This is a genomic window from Youngiibacter multivorans (assembly GCF_017873395.1).
GTDB classification, from domain to species: domain Bacteria; phylum Bacillota; class Clostridia; order Clostridiales; family Clostridiaceae; genus Youngiibacter; species Youngiibacter multivorans.
In genome coordinates, this window is sequence record NZ_JAGGKC010000039.1 from 1 (window position 1) to 21,792 (window position 21,792).

A 21,792-nucleotide genomic window follows, 5' to 3' on the forward strand; every position below is an offset into this window, starting at 1 on the left:
AAATATACAATAGATATTACTTGGAATTCCAAAGAAAAAGACCTGAGCTCTTAACTCAGATCTTAGTTAATGTTCGGTACTTTTTCAGCGTCCTCGCCGGCCATTTATCTCTTTATTCAGTTTCAACCCGCTTGAGTACAGGGCTTGCGATTTCTCCCCTCATTTCCTTTAGGCTTGTGAACCCGAACTGCATTAGGAACTCATCGGTAGTTCCATAAAGCCTTGGCCTTCCCGGAGCATCCTTCCTTCCGACTTCCTTGATAAGCTCTTTCTCCATGAGCTTCTGCAGAACATATTCGCTGCTGACTCCTCTTATCTCGTCAATCTCAACCCTTGTTACAGGCTGTTTGAATGCTATTACTGACAGGCTTTCGAGAGCTCCCTTTGAAAGACTCTGACGTTCGTTGACACCAAGAAGCTGCCTAAGATATGGCGCATTCTCTTCACATGTACCAAGCTGGTACCTGTCCTCTATCGAAAGAAGCTTGAGTCCTCTGCCTTCCTGCGATAGCGAGGACCTGTATCCATCAACGACCTGTTCCAGTATCTCGGCTGAAATTCCCATTATCCTTGCCAGGTCAGAGCCCTTGACAGCCTCCCCTGATGCGAAAAGCAGACTTTCCAGCACCCCTTCAAGCCTCTTCATATCATGACCTAATGTCATTTCTGTCTGTACTGTCGTCTCCATCAGCGTCCCCCTTAGCTACTATTATTTCAGAAAAGATGTCTTCCTGTGACAATGTCACCTTTCTTCCTCTGGCAAGCTCCAGCACCGCAAGAAATATGACAATGGCCTCATACTTTGAATTGGACCTTTCAAGCATGTCCAAAAGCCTCAGAGGTCTTCCTGCAAAGATCACCCTTTCCAGCTCCTCCATCTTGTCCTCGATCCTGTAGCTTTCGGCCTCTATGCTCTTTGACATTGTCGATTCTTTGTTTATCTTAGCCTTCTTCCTGTCCATCAGGTCTACATAGGTCTTGTGCAGCTTCTCCATCGTAAGACCCTTGAGAAGTTCTGAAACAGGTACCTCTTCAGCTTCGATCGTCTCCGGCATCTTTGTGAATATCCAGATGTCACGTCCGAACCGTTCTGCCAGCTCTTCCGCTATCAGCTTGAACGCCTCGTATTCCTCTATCCTCAGGACCAGCTTCTCCTTGATGTCCTCCTCGTCCTCTGGCTCGATGCTCCTTGGAAGCAGCTCCCTGGACTTAATCTCAATAAGGGTAGCGGCAATTACCAGGAACTCTGAAGCGATCTCCATGTCCAGCTCGTTCATCTCATTGAGATAGGCTATGTACTGTGAGGTTATCTCCGAGATCCTTACATCCCTGATCTGCATCTTGTTTGCCTTTATCAGGTGCAGAAGAAGGTCGAACGGTCCTTCAAAATTCGTTATGTTGAGCCTTAGTTCAGACATCGGCAGCTTCCTTTCATTTAAAATTATTGTTTGCTTTCATTCATAGCGAATGCTTCGAGTAGATTTTTCGCTATCCTCCTGATATTTTCATCTATCCTGCCATTTATGGCTTTTTCCTCGCCTGAAGCAAATTTTGACAATTCATCACGGCACGACTCCCTGAGGACTATGTGAGTCTCTCCTACAAAGTCAATTGAACCAAGCAGGCATGATGCTTCACGGAGAACCTTAGCAGCCATTTCCCTGTCCGGCGGTGTGACTTTCTGACCGCCCGCCACAGCGTACCCTGTGTCATATGTCAGATGGTTAACTTCCTTGAGCTTCCAAAGCATATCCATATATATCCTGATATCTTCAGACCTTCGGCCTTCTCCGAGCATTGCAGCCATGTTGCCTGATACCATCTCGATATTCGTGAAGATTCCCGAATAGAGCCTTGTGAATTCATCCCTTGAGAAGCTCTTTTCCCCTGACAATATCTCTCTGGCATGGTCAAGGCCCTCCACAGTATTCGCCTTAACCAGCTCCAGTCTCTTTTCAGGCAGCCTCCTGTAGTATAGCACGGAAAATAGCCAGTTGAAGATAATGGCAATAAGGATTCCAAGACCAAGTGCGGCAATCCTGAGCCTGAAGGTATACAAAATGCTTGGAACGCCCTGAGGGTCGTTCTGCATGTACTGCGTCATATAGACGCTTGTGAATATGGCTACCGGTGAAACCATCCTCCAGTTTATCTTAAGGGATACGTAGAGTACAAGACCCATTGATATTGAAATGGTCACCACATTCAGCCCGAAGAGCTGCACTGCCAGTCCTGTGGCAGCTGCTCCAAGAGCAGATGCAAGCAGCTGGCTGAGCCCTCCCTTTATCCCGTGGAGGTTCACAGGCTCAAGGTTGTACATTACACCCACAAGCACCGAAATCATATCAAGCCATGTAAGTGGCAGAGCTCTGCCTATCATGTACCCTGCTGCCACTGCTGCCATGGACTTAGCTATATATAGCCATGAATCGAGAAGCACAGCTTCCCTTTTAAGACCGAGGACCTTCTTAAGGTTCATCCTGTACCCTGCCTTTCCCGACTCTGTTTACCCTTGACTCTGTAACAACCAGGTCTGACCTTTCATCAAGTTCAGTGAATGGAATATTCTCAACAACAAGTGCGTCAAAGCACAGGATAGCTTTGGTCGCCTTGCTTCCTGCAAGAAACCTGTCATAGTAGCCTGCACCGTGACCAATCCTCATCCCCTCAAGGTCGCACGCAACACAAGGGACGAGAATCAGGTCGCCTGAATACAACGAAACCTCCTGACAGCCCTCATAGGGCTCCAGGATGCCATATCTTCCCGGCACAAGATCATGAAGCCCGCTGATTTCACACGGGACCATCATCCCTTTCCCGAAGGTCTTAGGCACTGCAATCCTTTTGCCGTCAGCTAACGCTCTTTGGATTATCTGCCTCGTATCAACCTCAGTGTCCATTCCCACAAAGGTGAAGATGGTACCTGCCGCCTTATATTCAGGCAGAGCGAATACATTCTCAGCTATTTTACCGCTCCATTCAATTAAATTTTGATGTCCGAAGGTATCTGCAATTCTTCTCACAAATTTCCGGAGCGCTGACTTCTTATCTTCTATATTACCCATTTGTCACTCCTCCTCACCCACACCTCAATTATATGCATCCCGCCCAAAAAAGAAAAGCCGGGGATTTCACCCGGCTGGTAGCTTATCAGCTTCCATTCCTCAGTTCACCATGTCCTCCACAGTGCAGAAGATGTAGCCTCTGTCCTTAAGACCCTGTATTATCACTGGCAAAGCCTTCGCAGATTTGTAGGAGTGCATGTGAAAGAGCACTATGCCGTTGTTCGTAGCATTGCTGAGAACATTGCTGATTATGCTGTCTACGGTCGAGTATGATGCCCAGTCAGCAGGATCCACAGACCAGAGGACCGCATACTTCATGCCCTCCTCACCGGCAATTCTAAGGACCCTTGAGTCATAGGAGCCATATGGAGGTCTCAGAAGGTAAGGGGTTACACCAGTGATGTTTCTTATTATGCTGTTGGCTTCCCTTATCTGTCTCCTTATCTCAGCATCGCTCACCTTGGTAAGCTCAACATGGGAAAGCGTATGGTTCTCTACCTTATGTCCTCTTGATGCTATTTCGCCTATTAACGATGGATTTGCAGAAGCAAATGAACCAGTCGGGAAAAACGTGCTCTTGATCCCATATGCATCGAGTATGTCGAGAAGATTCCGGACCTGTGACGCCGTTCCGCTGTCGTCAAAAGTAAGTGCTATCCTCTTTCCTGCATACGGCTCATTACCCTTCCTTATGGCTGCAGCTGAGCCAGATGATGTTGGAGTTACTGGTGGAGTTGACGACAGATATGATGTACTCACATAGCCGGATTTGCCACCATAGGTTGTAGCAGCCCATCCATTGCTGGAGGATGTTATGTTCAGCTCAGTACCTCTTGGAATAACTGCAAGAATCGCGTAGCTTGTTCCCGGACCTGACCGCAGATTAAGGTCCGCTGTCGTATATCTGGTGTATGCTCCACCAGTATCAGGAAGCGCACCTGTCAGATAGGTCAAGCTCAGGTATCCTGTCTTTCCGGAGTATGACGCATGTGCCCAGCCTCCTGAAGTGCTGTCCACCATTACCTGCGACCCTTTGGGAATTACCATTATTATCGGATATCCCGTACCAGGCCCTGTCCTGAAGTTCAGGTTTGCAGTAGTCGTCATAGCTGTACCGTCTGAATGTGAAGCAAGATAGGTATTGCTGGCATACCCTGTATATGAGCCATATGTGGCATGAGCCCAGTTACCTGAATAGCTGTCTATTGAGACTTCTGCTCCTTTTGGAATTACGGTGATCACAGGATAGGCCGTACTTGGACCGGTCCTCAGGTTCAGATTTGCAGTAGTAATCTTTATTTCAGCTGATAGAGCGTGCAGTTCTTCTCCCTCTGACAAAATTCCGATCAATGATATCAGCATCGCAATGACAACAGAAACAGCGAATCTTCTAAAGAGTGCTTTCCTTCCCCCGTGTCTCATTTCAGCACCTCCCCGGGACCAGTTGAAACAAGAAGAAGCTAATTCAGCGATATTTATGTTTTCATCCTGATATTACCACCTGTGCCTTTAATCTTGGTTTCAAAAGTACGTCAAAACCATGAACAAAGGGTATACTTCCATCTGGAAGCATACCCTTAAAATCATCAGCCTATAACATCCAATATGTATGGAACCTTCTCAGGCGGGGCTTCTGTAACTACATAAGCCTCATGTGCCTTTAAGAGTGCCGCATCATGGTTCTCCCTGTTTGTCATCAGCACGCAAAGGACATCTCCCTTTTCAACCCTGTCTCCGACCTTCTTCTTCAGGGTTATCCCTGCTGCATGATCGACTTTGTCTTCTTTCGTCTCTCTGCCGGCTCCAAGCAGCATAGCTGCAGTGCCGATCTCCTCCGCCATTATGGAATGGACGTATCCGGTCTTTTCAGAAATCACTGGTATCGTGAAGCCTGCCTTTGGAAGAAGCTCAGGATCATAAATGACGCTCTTGTCTCCGCCCTGTATCTCGACAAGCTCAGCCAGCTTCTCTACTGCCTTTCCTGACGTTACGAGCTCCATGACAGCCTTTTCTGCTTCCCGCACATCAGTGAATGCGCCACCTGCGACAGCCATCTGCGCGGCTATTGCGCAGGCCACATTGATAAGGTCTGGCTCAGCTTCACCCCTAAGGGTCAATATTGCCTCCTTTACCTCATTGGCATTCCCAATTTCGCTGCCAAGAGGTTCGTCCATGTTCGAAAGTATTGCTATTGTCCTTCTTCCGAGGTTCTTTCCGATTCCGACCATGGCTTTAGCAAGAGTCCTCGCATCCTCGATTGTCTTCATGAAAGCTCCGCTCCCGACCTTGACATCAAGTACTATGGCATCAGAGCCTGAAGCTATCTTCTTTGACATTATGGAGCTGGCTATAAGTGGAATGCTGTCAACAGTCGCTGTCACGTCCCGCAGAGCATAAAGCTTCTTGTCTGCAGGCACCAGGTTAGCTGTCTGTCCAACAATTGCCATGCCATGGCTGTTGACGTTTGATATGAACTGGTCCATGGATATGGATGTGTTGAAGCCAGGAATGCTCTCAAGCTTGTCTATTGTTCCCCCAGTATGCCCCAGCCCTCTTCCTGACATCTTCGCAACCTTGATTCCAAGGGCAGCAACTAAAGGTATAACCACAAGGCTGACCTTGTCTCCCACGCCTCCTGTTGAATGCTTGTCGACCTTGACACCCTTTATCCCTGAAAGGTCCAGAGTATCCCCAGAGCCGACCATTGACTTTGTAAGGTTCGAGGTTTCAGCCTCAGTCATCCCCTTGAACCATATGGCCATAAGGAGGGCTGAAGCCTGGTAATCAGGTATCTCCCCTGAGGTATAGCCCTGCACGAAGAAATCAATCTCTTCCGCTGAAAGCTCCATTCCATGTTTCTTGTTCTGTATGATGTCTAGCATCCTCATGTTCTCACCTACTTCAGGAGTCCGAGGAAGCTTGTACCGAACATTTCATTCGGCGCTTCCAGGTGTTCAAGCACAGTCTTCCCCATGTCGGAGAAGGTTCTCCTTATTCCAAGATCTACGCCGTTCCTAAGCCCCTTTGTCACGACTACCATGGGCACATACTCCCTTGAATGGTCTGTGGACTCCGTAGTCGGGTCGCAGCCATGGTCCGCGGTTATTATTAGGAGGTCACCCTCCTGCATCCTTTCAAGTATCTCCGGAAGTCTCCTGTCGAAATCCTCCAGTGCCTTCTTGTAGCCCATGTAGTCATTCCTATGTCCGAACTGCATGTCGAAGTCAACAAGGTTTGTGAATATGAATCCCGGAAGCTTCATGTCCATGTACTTTATTGTCTCATCCACGCCCATCTCATTGTTCTTGGTGTGGACTGCATGCGTCACTCCAAGCCCATTGAACAGGTCCTCGATCTTTCCAACGCACATGACATTAAGCCCTGCCTCATTGACATATTCAAGCACAGTCTTGTTGAATGGTGCAAGCGCATAGTCCTTCCTGTTTGAAGTCCTTGCATATGCTCCGCTTGTTCCGATGAATGGCCTGGCGATTACCCTTCCTACCTGCCTGTCGCCCACAAGCATCTCCCTGGCTATCTCGCAGTACCTGTAAAGCTCGGAAATAGGAATTACCTCTTCATGGGCAGCTATCTGGAACACAGAATCCGCTGAAGTGTATACTATGGGCTTCCCTGTCGCAACATGCTCATCGCCAAGCTCCTTTATGATCTCAGTGCCTGAGGCTACAGTATTGCCAATTATACCTCTGCCTATCCTTTCCTCGAATTCAGCTATGATGTCCTTTGGGAACCCTTCAGGAAAGGTCTTCAGCGGCTTTTCAAGTATAACTCCCGCTATCTCCCAGTGTCCTGTTACCGTATCCTTCCCCTTGGACAGCTCATCGGATTTTCCATAGCTGCCTTCTGGTTCATTAACAGGGTCAACCCCAAGTATGGGGCTTATGTTTCCAAGTCCCAAAGCCTTAAGGTTTGGCAGGTCGAGACCTCCCGCTGCCTTAGCTATATTTCCTAATGTGTTGCTCCCCACATCTCCATAATCGGCCGCATCAGGCAGCTCACCTATTCCGACGCTGTCGAGTACTATAAGTATCGCTCTTTTCATATATTCTCCTTTCAAATGGATCATGCCCTTGGATGGGCTTCCTCATATACATCCTTGAATTTTCTGTTCTTAACCAGCTTCAGGTAGATCGACGTTGCCTTGATGTCGTTGTGACCCAGCAGCAGCGACAGTGTGGTCAGGTCTGCTCCCCCTGAAAGCATATGCACCGCATAGCTGTGCCTCAATGTATTAATGTTGATGTTTTCATCTATCCCGGCTTCATCCGCATAGTCCTTAATTATCTTCCAGAGTCCCTGCCGCGTCATCCTGTCTCCCCTCATGGAAGGGAAGAGGATCGATGCGCCAACTATATTCTCCCTGGTTGAAAGGTACTCCTTGAGAGTATCTACTGAATATGACCCAATCGGTATGTGCCTTTCCTTGTTCTTCCTTCCTTTTATCGAAACATAGCCCCTTGAGAGGTCCACATCCCTGTAGTTCAGCTCTATGAGCTCACTTGCCTTGAGGCCTGCACCGTAGAGTATCTCAAGTATCGCCCTGTCCCTTTTCCCCTTTGCAGTAGAGGTGTCCGGCATCGCCAGAAGCTCCTCCACCTGCTCTATGGTAAGTGATACAGGCAGCGCTCTCTTTATCTCAGGAAGCTCAAAGTAAAGTATCGGGGCTTCAAGCACCTTGTTCTTTCGCCTGAGGAACTTGTAGAAATTCCGTATGCTCACAAGGTGCCTGGAGATCGTAGTTCTCGACATTCCAAGGTCAAGAAGATGGTTGATGAAGTTCGACACTTCGATCTCATTGAATTCCTCAAGGTCGATCCCCTCCTCCACCAGGAAGTCGGTGAGATGCTTCAGGTCACGGCCGTATGCGTCCAATGTGTTTACAGCCTTTCCCTTGCTTTTAAGCTCTTCAAGAAATTCGCCTACAAAAGGGTCCGTCATATTATCTTGCTCAGGCTGTAAGCCGCAACTGTCTTCGCATCCTTAATCTGTCCGGTCTTGATGTGCTCTATGAATTCAGCATCAGAAAGCCTGACTAAGGATATGAATTCGTCATCGTCTCCGCCCTTGATCCCCTTTTCCAGTTTTTTGGCCATATACAGATGGATCTTCTCATCGCAGAATCCCGGAGATGTTGCCAAGGTTGCCAGATGGATCAGGTCATCACACCTGTAGCCCGTTTCCTCCTCAAGCTCCTTAACCGCATTCTCATAGGGTGTAAGGTTCTTCTCAAGCTTTCCTGCAGGCAGCTCCAGATAAGCCTCTTCCATGGGCTTTCTGTACTGCCTCACAAGAAGGATCTTGTCGTTCTCATCCCTTGCAAGTATGCATACACCACCCGGATGCCTGACTATCTCCCTGTATGCGGTGTTCCCGTCCTGGACCTCCACCATCTGGGTCTCAAGGGTAATGATCTTGCCCTGGAACACCTCATTCCTCTCGAGAGTATGTTCAAAAAAATCCATAAATCCACCATCCTTCAAAATCATTCAGAATCAATATTTTAAGCCGATTATCCATGTCTACATGCTAATTCTACAATATGTAACTATCCAGTTTAAATGGACAATTTGTAAATTATATTATTTGTTATGTAAACCACACCTTTCCATTATCAAGATTTTAACCAGCTTATGTTTTCATTCATATATAAAGCCAATCTCAAATTGAAGCATAGTTTACGGTATATCGAAAATCCATCAGGATTAAATGAATTGTTTTCGCTGCATCGAAATCGATTGAGTCAATATTAGAATTAACCCTGTATCAACTAAAGGCAGTATCTAAATTTAAGTGTCCACTTCTTAAGACTTTACATCTTATCCAGTTGTAGCAAATTAGGCGGTTACTGCATATCCGTTTCTGATTATTCCAAAGGTGTATACTATGTGCTTTACTATCCTTTTTACCCCATCTCCAAATGATCCTTGGGAATTCCTTTGGAATTGAGGAGATTAAGAATATACCTTATGTGATTAAATCTATACTTTTGATTAAATATAATACATAAATATGCTTTATATTTTTAATGCCTAGTTTAAGTGCTTTCAATTTACAATTTTACCCTCTTTCAATAATAATATAGGTATTGGTGTAAGGTATTTCATAAATAGATGTCTTTATAAGTGAAAGGCCCTGTATCATGGATTTTGGAGGTGAGGATTTGGATGATTTGGATATAATCGAGCTGTTTAATAAAAGAGATGAGAAAGCTATCCTTGAAGCTGAAAGAAAATACAGGTCTTATTGCCATGCCATTTCAAACAATATCCTCCGGGACAGGGAAAGTGTGGAAGAATGCCTTAATGACACGTGGCTTAATGCGTGGAATTCAATACCTCCCCAGGTCCCCGATAATCTGCGCATGTACCTGGCAAAGATCATACGCAACCTTTCATTCAACAGATACAAATCAGCTATGGCAGTAAAGCGTGGAGGCGGCAAAATATCAGCTATCCTTGATGAGCTTGAGGAATGTTTAGCAGGGCCGTCAGATGTTGAATCAGACCTTATCATTAAGGAGCTTGGTGAAAGCATAAACCAGTTCGTACATACCTTGTCAGAAAGGGACTGCAACGTGTTTGTCAGAAGATACTTCTATGCAGAATCGATAAAGGAAATATCCGTTAATTACGGAATCACAGAAAATAATGTAATGGTGTCTTTGAGCCGGACCCGAAAGAGACTTAGGAAGCATTTGCAAAAGGAGGACTATAAATTATGAACAGGGAAACGCTTTTTGAGAGCATTGGTATGCTTGATGAAGACATTCTGGAACGAAGCGAAAAGAAGACCAGGAGAAATTCAGCCAGTATATTCATCACACTGGGTACTATTGCCGCCTGCCTGGCACTTATCTTCACCCTTGCATTACCCTCAATCAATAAGCCACTTGAAAACCCTAGTATGCCAGCAGCATTTCAAAATGGCATTGCAAAATACATCGACAGTCCGCCATCAGACCTGTCATTCACCAAAGCTGACCTCATATGGCTTTCACAGGAGGATATCTTCAACAAGTGGAACACCGCAATATTCAGCGGTACTGTCACAAAGCTGGACAACATGGTCATAGACTTCAAAGGAGACAAGGCATACCGGGCAATTGCTGAGATACGAGTCGACAAGATATACAGGGGAGATATTAACAATGGCGATACAGTTTCAGTGCTGCTGCCCTGTCCAATCGGTGAAGGAATCAAGATGACAGGAACTGAGATAATTTCACAGCTTACTGTTGGCTCCTACGGAATCTTCATGCCAATAGAGTATGATGGAAGTGCTTACTGGGAGCAGAATGGATACACTTTAAAGCTGCAGGATGTTGCACCATATGGTTTAGCTGACGGTATGAGATTTGCATTCATTGAATCAGAGGATGGAATTGTGTTTGCCAGTGATATGTACCCTGCAATTTCAGTAGCAAAAACCCTTGAAGATGTTGAGAGCTATATCCTGAGCATGATTGACTGAACAAAACGGTTCCAATGCTAATTGTCCCTTTGACTTCATTTAGCTTGTTCATCATCATATGAAATTCAATTTCTATACTTTATTGAGCAATGACAAAACCGCCTGCCGATTTTTCAATCGACAGGCGGTTTTATTCTGGTGGGACGTACAGGACTCGAACCTGTGACTTTCACCACGTCAAGATGACACTCTACCAGCTGAGTTAACGTCCCATGGTCACTGGAGCGGGTAAGGAGGATCGAACTCCCATTGCCGGCTTGGGAAGCCGATGCTCTACCATTGAGCTATACCCGCAGGAGCACAAAGTTATTTTAACAAAATACATGAATTAAAGCAACATAAAAATGAACAACTGGCTGAATTTATTGGGATCAATTTCAAGAATCAAGGCTCCGGGCTGTTTTCCCGGAGCCTTATGCATTCAAATCCTTTGAAATGGCCGCTACTGGTTCTTTCCGATAGTAAGCTTCAGATTGTCGCTTACCATGGCGATGAACTCGGAGTTTGTCGGCTTTGCCTTGTCAAGGATTATGTTGTAGCCGAAAATCCTGTTCATGTTGTCAATTTGGCCTCTTGACCAGGCGACTTCAATGGAGTGTCTTATCGCCCTTTCAACCCTTGAAGGTGTGGTGTTGAACTTTTTGCCTATCGCAGGGTACAGCTCCTTGGTCACCGCAGAAAGCAGCTCAAGGTCAGCTATTACAAGAAGGATCGCTTCCCTGAGATACTGGTATCCTTTGATATGAGGAGGTATTCCCAGCTCCTGGAGTATTGATGAGACCTCCGATACAAGGTCAGCGCCTTCACCGATTTCAGTCTTCCTCTGGAATTTCTCAACAGGTTCATAGTGCTGTTCTGTCTTTTCCTGCTTCTCTTCCATGTTGAAGAGGAGCTTAATCCTGCTTTTTAAGACCTTCATGTCAATGTCCTTGACCATGTAGTAGTCAGCACCAAGCTGGATTGCTGTCTGAGTTATCTTGTCCTGTGCTATTGCCGAGTATACTATGATCTTCGGCCTGTTATCCATATTCTTGAGCTTCTCAAGCACACCAAGTCCATCCAGCTGAGGCATTATGATATCCAGGAGAAGAAGGTCCGGTTCTTTCTCCCTTACGATGTCTATAGTCTCCAGTCCGTTTCTTGCGAGGCCTACCACATTTATCTCAGGATCCGTAGATAAGTATTCTCTTAGTAAATTGCTGATGTCTTTGTTGTCATCTGCAATGACTACGCTGATTTTCTTTCCCATGTCATTGTCCCCTTATCAAGAATTTCGTATTATTTTTATTATAATTCAAAAATCATCTGATTTGTTATATTATTGCTAATTATCTGGAATTATTATTTTAATCCGAAATCCTGATTGAATTCATTTTTCATATTTTCGCTTAAGTTCATCCGATTTTCCTATGATGTCCCTGGCAGAGCTGACTGTTATGTCGGAGATGACGCTGCCGCCGATCATCTTTGCAAGCTCCATGGCCTTTCCCTCAGGATCAAGCCTTCTGACCCTCGTTATTGTTCTTCCGTCCTTTTCCAGTTTCTCGACGACAAAATGGTTGTCAGAGAAAGCTGCAATCTGAGGCAGGTGTGTCACACAGAATACCTGGAAGCCGTTTGAGAGCGAGTACATCTTTTCTCCTACAGCTTCGGCTACCCTTCCGCTTATACCAGTGTCGATCTCATCAAAGATCACTGACGGAGTCCTGTCCTTGGCAATGAAGGCAACCTTCATTGCAAGCATGATCCTGGAGAGCTCTCCACCTGATACCACCTTTTCAAGTGGCTTCTTAGGCTCACCAAGGTTTGTGGAAATCAGGAAACTTACCCTGTCCATTCCGGATTCCCCTATGCTTCCTTCATTTGCAACCTCAACTGAGAAATCAGCCTTTTCAAGGCCTATGAACTTCATCTCGCTGTTTATCCTTTCAGAAAGGAGCATTCCGCCTTCCTGCCTACTAAGGGTAATTGCGTTGCCAAGTTCTCTCAGTCTGTCCTCAGTCTTTGCAATCGATGCCTTAATTTCCCCGATTATCGCTTCCTGATTCACAATTTCATCAAGCTGCTTCCTTGATTCATCAAGGTGGCGGAGTACCGACTCGGTATCCTTGCCATATTTCTTCTTGAGCATCTCATATGTATGGAGCCTCTGGTTAACCTGCTCAAGCTCATCCGCATCGAAATAGATTTCCTGGTTCAGCCTTTCAAGGTCCCTTGCCACTTCCTCCATGGAATAGAAGGCTTCTTCAAGGTCCTTGTGGGCTGCTCCTGCTTTCTCGATTATCTTGGCTACAGTTCCAAGGCTCTTGAGTGCCAGACGACATCTGTCAAGGGCTCCGTCTTCACCGTCGAGCATTTCAAGTGCACCGCCAAGTCCAGTTGAAAGCTTCTCAGCATTGACAAGCATATGGAGCTTCTCACCGAGCTCCTTTTCTTCATCAACGCCAAGCTTTGCATCATCGATATCCTTGATCTGGTAGGCAAGATAGTCAAGGAGCCTCTCCCTGTCCTTGCCACCCTTCATGGATGTGAGCCTTGCCCTGAGCTTAATAAGCTCCGAGTAATCTTCGGAGTATGCAAGGAACACAGGGTCTCTTTCAATCCCTATGTAGCTGTCCAGGTATTCAAGGTGCCTTGCAGTATCCAGCAGGTTCTGGTTATTGTGCTGGCCGTGTATGTCCAGGAGCTCCCTGCCTATTTCCTTGAGCTGACCCACAAGGACAGTCCTGCCGTTGACCCTTGCTGTATTTTTTCCTGATATGAAGGTCTCCCTTGAGACCACAAGCTCATCTTCAAAAGGAATCCCCATGGCTTCCAGTACGGGCTTTACGCCTTCTGTCACTGAAAAAACAGCCTCAACAAAGGCGCTGTCTGCTCCGGTCCTTATCGCATCCCTTGCGAACTTACCGCCAAGCACAAAGCTTATGGAGTCTATGAGTATTGATTTACCTGCTCCGGTTTCACCGGTCAGGATGCTGTAGCCACTGTCAAACGTTATGTCAAGACTGTCTATGAGAGCAAAATTCCTAACATTCAGCTGAATCAGCATGCTATTTCCTCATCATTGAACTTATCTTCTCAACGAGGTCCCTCGCCTTCTCGACAGTCCTCACAAGGATGAAGATGGTGTTGTCTCCGGCAATCGTTCCTGCGATCTCCGTCAGGTCAAGCTGGTCGATGGCTTCAGCAGCAGCAGAAGCTGACGCTGTGATCGTCTTGACTATGACGAACTTGTCTAGAGACTCAACAGACACGACGGTCTGCTCAAGGATCGACACGAGCTTCTCACCCATATCCTTTCCTTCATCCCTGGAAATGACATACTTGTACCTTCCCTTTGAGTTCAGCATCTTTACGAGCTGAAGGTTCTTGATGTCCCTTGATACCGTAGCCTGGGTAACGTTGAATCCGAGTCTTCTCAGCTCCTCAGCAAGTTCCTCCTGTGTCTCGATGTCCTTGTTTGATACTATTTCCAAAATCCTTGATCGTCTGTCCGTTTTCAAATTATTCCCCCCTGTTAATATCCATTGCTTTATATAATATCTTCTTTCTAAGTACGCTGAAGTAGTCGTAGTCAGCAAGCCTCAGGACCTTGCAAGGAAATTTGGCCTTGCCTATCCTAATGGTAACGTCCTCGTTAAGGACCTCATGCTCCTGTCCGTCAACGGAAAGGTAGTATTCAGCCTCATCCATGTCTACCCGTACCTCGACCTCCTGTGTGCTGTTAAGCACCAGGTTCCTGACCCCGTAGGTATGGGGACAGATGGCAGTTATGCATATGGCGTCAGCCGTAGGGTATACTATGGGGCCTCCTGCAGAAAGGTTGTAGGCTGTGGAGCCTGTTGGAGTGCTCACTATTATCCCGTCGCCCCTGTACCTTGTACAGAAGTTCATGTCGACAAACAGCTCGAAGTCCAGGATGTTGCTGAGGGCGCCCTTTGAGACAACTATATCGTTGAGTGCTACATAGCTTTTGGTGATGCCGTCATTCTCGAAGGAACATTCCAGCATCATCCTCTCCTCAATGGAAAAGCTGCCATCTTCTATGTTCTCTATGGCCTTTCTAAGGTCCTTGATCTCAGCTCCGGTCATGAAGCCTACTGTGCCTATGTTCACTCCAAGGATCGGGAGTCCGTGCCTTGAAGCTATCCTTGCTGCTGAAAGGAGAGTTCCGTCTCCCCCAAGCACAATGAGAAGCTCCTGGCCGCATATGTCATCAGGTCCCATGACCTTGCTGATGTTGACATCAGCAAGCACTTCCCTGAGTATCCTTACGGTCTCAGCCTCGTATATGCCTTCCGGATCTTTTCTCTTGTTGTTGTAAATCCCAATGTTCTTCATGCAAAGCCTCCACTGGCAGGTTAAAGTGCATGCGCACCATCAACGACCTTTATTATTGATTCATCCATTTCGAAGCCTATGCCCTTGTCCATCTTTCCGAAATAGACAAGGAATTCCACGTTGCCTTCGGGCCCCTTGATCGGAGAGAAGTCCAGTCCGTATATGTGGCAGCCGGTGCCGATTATGAAGTCACAGATCTTTCGTATGACTTCCTCATGGACCTTCCTGTCCTTGACAACTCCGTGCTTTCCGACCTGTTCCCTGCCAGCCTCGAACTGAGGCTTTATAAGGGCTACCATTGTACCTGTCTCCTTCATGAGGGAGAGTGCCGGCGGTATTATCTTCATTATTGAGATGAATGAGACATCTGTGGCCGCAAAATCTATCTCATCAGGAATATCCGCCCTTGTTGCATACCTGAAGTTCATCCTCTCGAGGCATACGACCCTTGGGTCTGTCCTTAGCTTCCAGGCGAACTGCCCGTAGCCAACATCCACAGAATATACTCTGGCGGCTCCACGCTGGAGGCACACATCAGTGAAGCCACCTGTGGATGCTCCTATGTCCAGGCAGGTAAGGCCCTGAAGGTCAATTCCGAATGCAGTCACAGCCTTGTCAAGCTTGTAGCCGCCCCTTGAGACAAAGGGCATCTTCTCACCCCTGAACTCGAAAACAGACTCAATGTCGTATTTCGCTCCGGGCTTGTCTGCCTTCATGCCGTCCGCATAGACCTTGCCGGTCATTATTGCCGCCCTTGCCTTTTCTCGGGTCTCGAAGAGTCCCTTGTCGACAAGTATGGTATCCAGTCTCTCCTTACTCATCGCATTCACCCTTGCAAAGCCTTGCAGAAATCTTCGATACTATGGAATCTGTATCCAGACCGTAATGCTTGTAAAGTGATTCAGGGTCTCCCTGGACAACGAAAGTATCCCTGAAGCCAAACCTGATCACAGCTGCAGAGAGTCCCATGTCGTTAACAGCTTCAAGTATCTGTGAGCCAAGCCCGCCATGTACCACATTGTCCTCAAGGGTGACTATAGCCTTGTTCTCTTCGCAGTGCTTCCTTATCATTTCAAAATCAACCGGCTTTATGAAGCAGGCGTTGACTATACCGAACCTCAGGCCTCTGCCCTCAAGCTCCTTTACTACCGCTTCCGCCCTCTGGACCATCTTTCCAGTGGCATATATGTATCCGTCTATGCCTTCTGTAATAACTTCAAACTTTCCAGGAGTGAACTCAGAGAGAGCCTTCGGATTATATCCTACCGGGTCTCCGCCTCTGGGATACCTTATTGCAAGCGGTCCTTCGAAGCTTTCTGACCAGAGTACCATGTTGTGAAGCTCCTCAAGTGACTTTGGCGCCATTATCGTAAGGTTCGGTACTGCACTTAAGAATGACAGGTCCAGGATTCCCTGGTGAGTCTCTCCGTCGTCCCCTACAATTCCAGCCCTGTCTATTCCGATAACTACCGGCAGCTTCTGTATGCAAATGTCATGTATGACCTGGTCGTAAGCCCTCTGGAGGAATGTCGAATATATTCCGATGTACGGCTTCATTCCCGCTACTGCCAGACCTGCAGCAAGGGTGGCCGCATGCTGCTCGGCAATTCCCACGTCAAAGAACCTTGTCGGAAATTCCTTCTTGAAGGCTGAAAGGCCCGTACCGTCAGGCATTGCTGCGGTAATCGCACACACCTTGCCGTTCTTTCTCCCGAGCTCAGTCACAGCCTCACCGAAAACCTTTGAGTAGGTCACCTTGACCTTGGACATGACCTCACCGTTCTGCTTGTTGAAAGGGGCTATGCCATGGAACTGGTCCGGTCTCTTCTCGGAAGCGACATATCCCTTGCCCTTCTGTGTCCGCACATGTACGATTACAGGACCATTGAAGTCCCTTGCAACCTTCAGGACCTTGCTCATGTCCTTGATGTTGTGGCCGTCAACAGGCCCCAGGTATTTAAGTCCCATGTCCTCAAAGAGCATTCCAGGAACAAGCATGGTCTTGACGCTGTTCTTTATCCTCATCATTCCCGTGTTCAAGGTTCTTCCCATAGGCATCCTGTCTATGGTGTCCTGTATGTCCTTCTTTACCTTCTCATAGTAGTTGTCGCCTCTCAGCTGAGAGAGATAAGTGCTTATTCCTCCCACATTCCTTGATATCGACATCTGGTTGTCATTCAGCACCACGACCATTCTGGTCTTTGAAAATCCCAGGTCATTCAGGGCTTCAAAAGCCATACCGCCTGTTAGGGCACCGTCTCCGATCACTGATATGACATTGTAGTCGTCACCGGCTATGTCCCTTGCCCTGGCATAACCAAGGCCTGCGCTGATGGAAGTGCTGGAATGACCAGTGTCGAAGGCATCATACCTTGATTCTTCCCTTTTTGGAAATCCGCTCATCCCGTTATATTTCCTGAGCCTCGCAAAATCATCAAGCCTGTGAGTAAGCATCTTGTGCACATAGCTCTGATGTCCCACATCATATATTATCCTGTCCTTTTCAAGGTCAAAGACATTAAAGAGGGCTACGGTAAGCTCAACTACCCCAAGATTCGGAGCAAGATGCCCGCCTGTCTTGGATACCGATTCGATAAGAAATGCCCTTATCTCGTCTGAAAGCTGGTAAAGCTCATCCATGGTCAGTTCTTTGATGTCTTCAGGATTCCTGTATCTGTCCCTCAATATACCCATTTGAATTCTTCCTTACTAATGATTTCTTTGAAGAAGTGCTAGACACATCTCCCACAGCTGTGCCGTATCCCTGTCAAGACCCTTTAGAATGCCCAGGCATTCATCTGTCAGACCCTTTGCCATCTCTTCGCTTTTTTCAAGTCCGAAGAGAGAGACATATGTGGTTTTTCCGCTTGTCTCATCTTTTCCCGGAGTCTTTCCGAGAACCTCTTTGGTCGACGTCCTGTCAAGTATATCGTCCTTTATCTGGAATGCAAGACCTAGCTTCAGTCCAAGTTCTCTCATGGCTTTCCGTTCATCATCACTTGCTCCGAAAAGAACTGCTGGTGCCTCCAGTGAAGCAGCTATAAGCATTCCGGTCTTGAGCTCGTGGCAGCCCTTAAGCTCGTCGTAGCTGGCGATTCTTCCCTCATTCTCGAGGTCCCTCACCTGGCCCTCGACCATACCTACACTGCCTGCTGCAAGAGATACCGTGAGGGCTGCTTCAGCCCCGCGCACTCCACATCTGACAGCACTCCTGATAAGCAGGGTGTGCGCTTCATTAAGAAGTGCGTCACCTGCAAGTATCGCCATGGCTTCACCAAAAACCTTGTGGTTAGTAGGCTTTCCACGTCTAAGGTCGTCATTGTCCATTGCCGGCAGGTCATCATGTATCAGCGAATAGGTATGTATCATCTCGATTGCCATGGCCAGAGGCATGGTTTCCTCAACGCTTCCCCCGAACATCTCTCCCGCAACAAGTGCCATTACAGGCCTTATCCTCTTGCCTCCCTGCTCAACGCTGTATGCCATCGCCTTTGCAAGCTTGCCATCTCCAAGATTATCCATGTATTCCAAAAGGCTCTGGTCAATAAGAACCTTGTACTCATCAAGCTCCCTCAAAGTTCTTCTCACCGTCCTCTTCCATGATCTTGACCTTCTCCTCAGCCTTCTCAAGGATGACGAGAAGCTCTCCGGACAGCTTCACTCCGAGCTCGTACTTCTCAATGGCCTCTTCAAGTGGGAGTCCACCGTTCTCAAGCTCCTTTATGGCAGCATCGAGTTCCTCCATGATTTCCTTGTAGGTCCTTTTCTTCCTGGCCATATCTACCTCTCAATCTCAAGGGTCCTTTCTCCGTTACAGAGCCTTACCCTGATAGTATTCTGAAGATCCAGTTCCTCTACCTTTTTCAGTATTCTGCCGTTTTCACCATACACTATGGCGTAACCTCTGCCCAGAACTCCCAATGGGCTATGTGCCATAAGAAGCTCCGATTTGCCAACGAGGCTGTCTCTTTCATTTTCGAGCCTGGCACTTATGAGATACCTTAGATGCTCCTTCTTTTCAGAAAGTCTCAGCTGTTCGTTCGCGACTATCGTTGCAGGATTGTTCCTCGAAAGTGCCCTTCTTCTTGCATCAAGTCTCTCCCTTGAAAGCTCAAGAAGCGAATGTGCCGATGACTTAAGCCGAAACCTCAGCACCTCACAGCTCTTCTCCATTTCCTTCAGTGATGGCACAACTATCTCAGCCGCCTGAGAAGGAGTTGCCGCTCTCATGTCTGAAGCGAAATCAGCTATGGTAAAGTCAACTTCATGCCCGATACCAGTCACTATCGGTACAGGTGACTTCCTGATGGCCCTTGCGAGATTTTCGTCATTGAAGGAGAAAAGGTCCTCAAATGAGCCTCCTCCCCTTGCTATTATTATGACGTCAAAGCTGCCTTCTTTTTCAACTGCCTCAATTGCCTTTATCAGGCTCTCAGCTGAGCCTGCACCCTGTACCTGGGCGGGGAATATGGTCAAGGAAACCTTCCGGTTCCTCTTTGTCGCCACGTTGATTATATCCTGCACTGCAGCACCTGTCCGTGAGGTTATTACCGCCACTTTATCAGGAAATTCAGGGATATCCCGCTTTGAAGAAGTATCGAAGATACCCTCCTTTGCAAGCAATGCCTTGATCCTTTCAAACTCCAGATGCAGGTCACCGAGCCCGGTTTCCTGCATTGTAGCAGCATATAGCTGGTAGGACCCTTCCTTCACGTATACGCTTACACGCCCGCTGCAGATTGCCTTCATCCCGTCTTTCGGCTTGAATTTAAGGCCTCCTGCCTCCCCTCTGAACATGACGCAGTTTATCTTGGAGTTCTCGTCCTTCAGGGAAAAATAAAGATGACCGGAGCTGTGTGCCTTGAAGTTTGATATCTCACCTGCAACCATCACGTTGCCAAGAATGAAGTCATTGTCGAAGTTCCTTTTCACATATGTGTTGAGGTCGGATACCGACATCGTACGAAGCTTCATCAGATCACCTTTTCAGCGCAATCCACGAGATTTCTCATAAGCAGCACAGTAGTCAGCATCCCGACTCCGCCTGGCACCTTCGTGGCCTTAGAGGCCTTTCCAGTAACCTTTGCAAGGTCTACGTCCCCTGTGATCCTTCCTTCAAATTCTGAAGTGCCTACATCAATGACGACCGCACCCTCGCGGATATAGGAATCATCTATCATGAGAGGCTTCCCCACTGCAGCCACGACAACATCTCCTGATTTTGCAACTTCCCTCAGATCTTTTGTCCTTGAATGACATACCGTGACAGTCATGTGTTCCCTGAGGAGAAGCTGTATAAGAGGCTTCCCTACTATGTTCGACCTTCCTATGATGACCGCATGCATGCCTTTAAGTTCCCTGAGGCTTGCCTTAAGGATTTCAAGAACGCTTTCAGGTGTGCAGGGAGCTACTCCTCCCGATGTTGACGCCACCAGTCCTATGTTCACTGGATTCACTCCGTCTACGTCCTTGGACGGATCTATGGCCATAGCTACCTTCCCCTCACTTATCCCTTTGGGAAGAGGAAAAAGCACCATTATCCCATGTACGCTTCCATCATCATTGAGGTCTCTTATTGTCCTGAGGAGCTCATCTTCAGCCGTGTCTTCCGGAAGCACCATCTTTAGCATCTCAGCCCCGATGGAGTCGCATGCCTTCTTCTGGCTTGCCATGTAGTATTCGGATCCGGGGTCATTCCCAACAAGGATCGTCGCAAGGGTAGGTATGCCCTTGCCACTATCCCTCAGACTTACGACCCTCGCTTTCAGGTCTTCCCTCACCCTCTGGGCTATGCTCTTCACATCGATTATCTCTGTCACCTAAGTTCCTCCTCAAGCCTTCACTATCTTGTCGAGTATTCCGTTTATGAATGCGGCTGACTGCTCATCCGAATATTTCTTCGAAATCTCTACAGCCTCGTTTATTGATACGTTGTTCGGTATGTCCTCCACGTATTTCATCTCATAGAGGGCTACCCTGAGTATGCTGAGGTTGATCTTCGAGACCCTTGAAAGCTTCCACTTTACAAGGTTGGCCTCGATAAGCGCGTCAAGCTCTTCCCTTTTCTCCATGACTCCGCTTACTATCATGCTTATGTAGCCCCTGTCAGCTTCCTCAGATTCGCCATATTCCTCGAAGTAGTCTTCCACAAGCTCCTTCGGGTCATTGTCATTTATAGTGCTCTGGTACACTATCTCCATTGCTATCTCTCTTGATCTTTTTCTCATAATAAGGGCCTGTAGCCCCCTCCTTTGATAATTTAAGTCCGCTTCAAAAAACCCTCTGTGACCAGAGGGCTTCATGTTACTTTTCCTTGGGTTCCTGTTCTTTTCCTTTGACATAGATATTGTTCACGAATATATTTACTGCCGATACCTTGAGCCCTGTTATGGCCTCAACCGTAGTCAGCACGTTTTCCTGAACTTTCTCCACCACATCAGGTATCCTGAAGCCATACTCGACGGAAATAATCATGTCGATTATCGCATCCTTCTCGCCGACTGTAACCTTAACACCCTTTGTCACATTGCGCTTGCCTGTGACAACCTGTGTTATTCCGCCTGTCAGGGTTGCCGATAGACCTGCGACTCCCTTGATTTCGCTTGCTGCTATCCCTGCAATGACCCCGACCACATCCTCTGATATTTTAACCACGCCCTGGCCGTAGGTGTTCTTTGCCTTTTCGCTCATTTTCATCCTCCTGACTTCAAGAACTGCTTAGAATCATTATATCAAAAGGACAAATCAAATACAATTAAACGGGCTATAATTATGCATAACTCCATGCATATTCACAATAAAATCAGTACCGCCGGCTTAGCCGGCGGTTTGCACAGACCCTATAAGGGTCTATAACCTGCTGCACCCGTAGGGGTGCATGAGGCGGCCGCCAACC

The 21,792-nt window shown here is 47.3% G+C and carries 23 protein-coding genes and 2 tRNA genes; 2 read left to right on the forward strand and 23 right to left on the reverse strand.

Annotated features, from left to right (window positions below; genetic code table 11):
- Positions 1-112: 112 nt before the first annotated feature.
- From scpB to J2Z34_RS16230, 9 genes are all read right to left on the reverse strand, one after another.
- Positions 113-688, reverse strand: coding sequence for an SMC-Scp complex subunit ScpB (gene scpB, locus J2Z34_RS16190; protein WP_245250870.1), 576 nt, complete (start codon positions 686-688; stop codon positions 113-115).
- Positions 648-1,418: a segregation and condensation protein A gene (locus J2Z34_RS16195; RefSeq protein WP_209460915.1), complete on the reverse strand. Its 771-nt coding sequence runs from the start codon at positions 1,416-1,418 to the stop codon at positions 648-650. The genes scpB and J2Z34_RS16195 overlap by 41 nt, the downstream gene beginning before the upstream one ends.
- A 23-nt stretch (positions 1,419-1,441) precedes the next feature.
- Complete coding sequence (locus tag J2Z34_RS16200; RefSeq protein WP_209460916.1) at positions 1,442-2,479, reverse strand: aromatic acid exporter family protein; 1,038 nt, start codon at positions 2,477-2,479, stop codon at positions 1,442-1,444.
- Positions 2,469-3,065, reverse strand: coding sequence for a 5-formyltetrahydrofolate cyclo-ligase (locus J2Z34_RS16205; RefSeq protein ID WP_209460917.1), 597 nt, complete (start codon positions 3,063-3,065; stop codon positions 2,469-2,471). The genes J2Z34_RS16200 and J2Z34_RS16205 overlap by 11 nt, the downstream gene beginning before the upstream one ends.
- 99 nt (positions 3,066-3,164) lie before the next feature.
- Positions 3,165-4,487, reverse strand: a complete 1,323-nt coding sequence (locus J2Z34_RS16210; protein ID WP_209460918.1) for an SH3 domain-containing protein — start codon at positions 4,485-4,487, stop codon at positions 3,165-3,167.
- 164 nt (positions 4,488-4,651) lie between these two features.
- Positions 4,652-5,953 carry a pyrimidine-nucleoside phosphorylase gene (locus J2Z34_RS16215; protein WP_209460919.1) on the reverse strand — a complete coding sequence of 434 codons (1,302 nt, stop codon included), beginning with the start codon at positions 5,951-5,953 and terminating at the stop codon, positions 4,652-4,654.
- An 8-nt stretch (positions 5,954-5,961) separates the two neighbouring features.
- On the reverse strand, positions 5,962-7,128 hold the full coding sequence (locus J2Z34_RS16220; RefSeq protein WP_209460920.1) for a phosphopentomutase: 1,167 nt from the start codon (positions 7,126-7,128) through the stop codon (positions 5,962-5,964).
- A 20-nt stretch (positions 7,129-7,148) separates the two neighbouring features.
- Complete coding sequence (locus J2Z34_RS16225; RefSeq protein ID WP_209460921.1) at positions 7,149-8,024, reverse strand: tyrosine-type recombinase/integrase; 876 nt, start codon at positions 8,022-8,024, stop codon at positions 7,149-7,151.
- Entirely contained in the window at positions 8,021-8,548 is a 528-nt protein-coding gene (locus tag J2Z34_RS16230) for an NUDIX hydrolase (RefSeq protein ID WP_209460922.1), read from the reverse strand. The genes J2Z34_RS16225 and J2Z34_RS16230 overlap by 4 nt, the downstream gene beginning before the upstream one ends.
- Positions 8,549-9,246: 698 nt before the next feature.
- Here J2Z34_RS16230 and J2Z34_RS16235 point away from each other — a divergent pair.
- On the forward strand, positions 9,247-9,807 hold the full coding sequence (locus tag J2Z34_RS16235; protein ID WP_209460923.1) for an RNA polymerase sigma factor: 561 nt from the start codon (positions 9,247-9,249) through the stop codon (positions 9,805-9,807).
- Positions 9,804-10,556: a hypothetical protein gene (locus J2Z34_RS16240; RefSeq protein WP_209460924.1), complete on the forward strand. Its 753-nt coding sequence runs from the start codon at positions 9,804-9,806 to the stop codon at positions 10,554-10,556. The genes J2Z34_RS16235 and J2Z34_RS16240 overlap by 4 nt, the downstream gene beginning before the upstream one ends.
- Before the next feature lie 136 nt (positions 10,557-10,692).
- Here J2Z34_RS16240 and J2Z34_RS16245 read toward each other — a convergent pair.
- The 14 genes from J2Z34_RS16245 to J2Z34_RS16310 form a co-directional block, all read right to left on the reverse strand.
- Positions 10,693-10,768 (reverse strand) — tRNA-Val (locus tag J2Z34_RS16245).
- 8 nt (positions 10,769-10,776) lie between these two features.
- Positions 10,777-10,850: transfer RNA gene (locus J2Z34_RS16250), tRNA-Gly, on the reverse strand.
- A gap of 148 nt (positions 10,851-10,998) precedes the next feature.
- Positions 10,999-11,805 carry a sporulation transcription factor Spo0A gene (spo0A, locus tag J2Z34_RS16255; protein WP_209460925.1) on the reverse strand — a complete coding sequence of 269 codons (807 nt, stop codon included), beginning with the start codon at positions 11,803-11,805 and terminating at the stop codon, positions 10,999-11,001.
- A gap of 120 nt (positions 11,806-11,925) precedes the next feature.
- Positions 11,926-13,605 (reverse strand): DNA repair protein RecN, encoded by a 1,680-nt coding sequence (gene recN / locus J2Z34_RS16260; RefSeq protein ID WP_209460926.1) that lies wholly within the window; start codon positions 13,603-13,605, stop codon positions 11,926-11,928.
- 1 nt (position 13,606) lies between these two features.
- Positions 13,607-14,059, reverse strand: a complete 453-nt coding sequence (locus J2Z34_RS16265; RefSeq protein WP_023388285.1) for an arginine repressor — start codon at positions 14,057-14,059, stop codon at positions 13,607-13,609.
- Position 14,060: 1 nt separating this feature from the next.
- Positions 14,061-14,897 carry an NAD(+)/NADH kinase gene (locus J2Z34_RS16270; RefSeq protein ID WP_209460927.1) on the reverse strand — a complete coding sequence of 279 codons (837 nt, stop codon included), beginning with the start codon at positions 14,895-14,897 and terminating at the stop codon, positions 14,061-14,063.
- A 20-nt stretch (positions 14,898-14,917) separates the two neighbouring features.
- A complete protein-coding gene (locus tag J2Z34_RS16275) occupies positions 14,918-15,718 on the reverse strand; it encodes a TlyA family RNA methyltransferase (protein ID WP_209460928.1) in 801 nt (266 codons plus the stop codon).
- Positions 15,711-17,591 carry a 1-deoxy-D-xylulose-5-phosphate synthase gene (gene dxs, locus J2Z34_RS16280; protein WP_209460929.1) on the reverse strand — a complete coding sequence of 627 codons (1,881 nt, stop codon included), beginning with the start codon at positions 17,589-17,591 and terminating at the stop codon, positions 15,711-15,713. Before dxs ends, J2Z34_RS16275 begins: the two co-directional genes overlap by 8 nt.
- Positions 17,592-17,606: 15 nt before the next feature.
- On the reverse strand, positions 17,607-18,485 hold the full coding sequence (locus J2Z34_RS16285; RefSeq protein WP_342453218.1) for a polyprenyl synthetase family protein: 879 nt from the start codon (positions 18,483-18,485) through the stop codon (positions 17,607-17,609).
- Positions 18,460-18,675, reverse strand: coding sequence for an exodeoxyribonuclease VII small subunit (gene xseB / locus J2Z34_RS16290; RefSeq protein WP_209460930.1), 216 nt, complete (start codon positions 18,673-18,675; stop codon positions 18,460-18,462). The genes J2Z34_RS16285 and xseB overlap by 26 nt, the downstream gene beginning before the upstream one ends.
- Positions 18,676-18,677: 2 nt before the next feature.
- Positions 18,678-19,871, reverse strand: coding sequence for an exodeoxyribonuclease VII large subunit (xseA, locus tag J2Z34_RS16295; RefSeq protein ID WP_209460931.1), 1,194 nt, complete (start codon positions 19,869-19,871; stop codon positions 18,678-18,680).
- Positions 19,871-20,716, reverse strand: coding sequence for a bifunctional 5,10-methylenetetrahydrofolate dehydrogenase/5,10-methenyltetrahydrofolate cyclohydrolase (locus J2Z34_RS17925; protein WP_209460932.1), 846 nt, complete (start codon positions 20,714-20,716; stop codon positions 19,871-19,873). The genes xseA and J2Z34_RS17925 overlap by 1 nt, the downstream gene beginning before the upstream one ends.
- Before the next feature lie 12 nt (positions 20,717-20,728).
- On the reverse strand, positions 20,729-21,124 hold the full coding sequence (gene nusB, locus J2Z34_RS16305; RefSeq protein ID WP_245250871.1) for a transcription antitermination factor NusB: 396 nt from the start codon (positions 21,122-21,124) through the stop codon (positions 20,729-20,731).
- A 76-nt stretch (positions 21,125-21,200) separates the two neighbouring features.
- Positions 21,201-21,587: an Asp23/Gls24 family envelope stress response protein gene (locus J2Z34_RS16310; RefSeq protein WP_209460933.1), complete on the reverse strand. Its 387-nt coding sequence runs from the start codon at positions 21,585-21,587 to the stop codon at positions 21,201-21,203.
- Positions 21,588-21,792: the final 205 nt, after the last annotated feature.

Excerpts from the sequence above, each read along its gene's own strand:
- scpB (WP_245250870.1), bottom strand. The coding sequence starts at position 688 with ATGGAGACGACAGTACAGACAGAAATGACATTAGGTCATGATATGAAG.
- J2Z34_RS16195 (WP_209460915.1), bottom strand. The coding sequence starts at position 1,418 with ATGTCTGAACTAAGGCTCAACATAACGAATTTTGAAGGACCGTTCGAC.
- J2Z34_RS16200 (WP_209460916.1), bottom strand. The coding sequence starts at position 2,479 with ATGAACCTTAAGAAGGTCCTCGGTCTTAAAAGGGAAGCTGTGCTTCTC.
- J2Z34_RS16205 (WP_209460917.1), bottom strand. The coding sequence starts at position 3,065 with ATGGGTAATATAGAAGATAAGAAGTCAGCGCTCCGGAAATTTGTGAGA.
- J2Z34_RS16210 (WP_209460918.1), bottom strand. The coding sequence starts at position 4,487 with ATGAGACACGGGGGAAGGAAAGCACTCTTTAGAAGATTCGCTGTTTCT.
- J2Z34_RS16215 (WP_209460919.1), bottom strand. The coding sequence starts at position 5,953 with ATGAGGATGCTAGACATCATACAGAACAAGAAACATGGAATGGAGCTT.
- J2Z34_RS16220 (WP_209460920.1), bottom strand. The coding sequence starts at position 7,128 with ATGAAAAGAGCGATACTTATAGTACTCGACAGCGTCGGAATAGGTGAG.
- J2Z34_RS16225 (WP_209460921.1), bottom strand. The coding sequence starts at position 8,024 with ATGACGGACCCTTTTGTAGGCGAATTTCTTGAAGAGCTTAAAAGCAAG.
- J2Z34_RS16230 (WP_209460922.1), bottom strand. The coding sequence starts at position 8,548 with ATGGATTTTTTTGAACATACTCTCGAGAGGAATGAGGTGTTCCAGGGC.
- J2Z34_RS16240 (WP_209460924.1), top strand. The coding sequence starts at position 9,804 with ATGAACAGGGAAACGCTTTTTGAGAGCATTGGTATGCTTGATGAAGAC.
- spo0A (WP_209460925.1), bottom strand. The coding sequence starts at position 11,805 with ATGGGAAAGAAAATCAGCGTAGTCATTGCAGATGACAACAAAGACATC.
- recN (WP_209460926.1), bottom strand. The coding sequence starts at position 13,605 with ATGCTGATTCAGCTGAATGTTAGGAATTTTGCTCTCATAGACAGTCTT.
- J2Z34_RS16270 (WP_209460927.1), bottom strand. The coding sequence starts at position 14,897 with ATGAAGAACATTGGGATTTACAACAACAAGAGAAAAGATCCGGAAGGC.
- J2Z34_RS16275 (WP_209460928.1), bottom strand. The coding sequence starts at position 15,718 with ATGAGTAAGGAGAGACTGGATACCATACTTGTCGACAAGGGACTCTTC.
- dxs (WP_209460929.1), bottom strand. The coding sequence starts at position 17,591 with ATGGGTATATTGAGGGACAGATACAGGAATCCTGAAGACATCAAAGAA.
- xseB (WP_209460930.1), bottom strand. The coding sequence starts at position 18,675 with ATGGCCAGGAAGAAAAGGACCTACAAGGAAATCATGGAGGAACTCGAT.
- xseA (WP_209460931.1), bottom strand. The coding sequence starts at position 19,871 with ATGAAGCTTCGTACGATGTCGGTATCCGACCTCAACACATATGTGAAA.
- nusB (WP_245250871.1), bottom strand. The coding sequence starts at position 21,124 with ATGAGAAAAAGATCAAGAGAGATAGCAATGGAGATAGTGTACCAGAGC.
- J2Z34_RS16310 (WP_209460933.1), bottom strand. The coding sequence starts at position 21,587 with ATGAGCGAAAAGGCAAAGAACACCTACGGCCAGGGCGTGGTTAAAATA.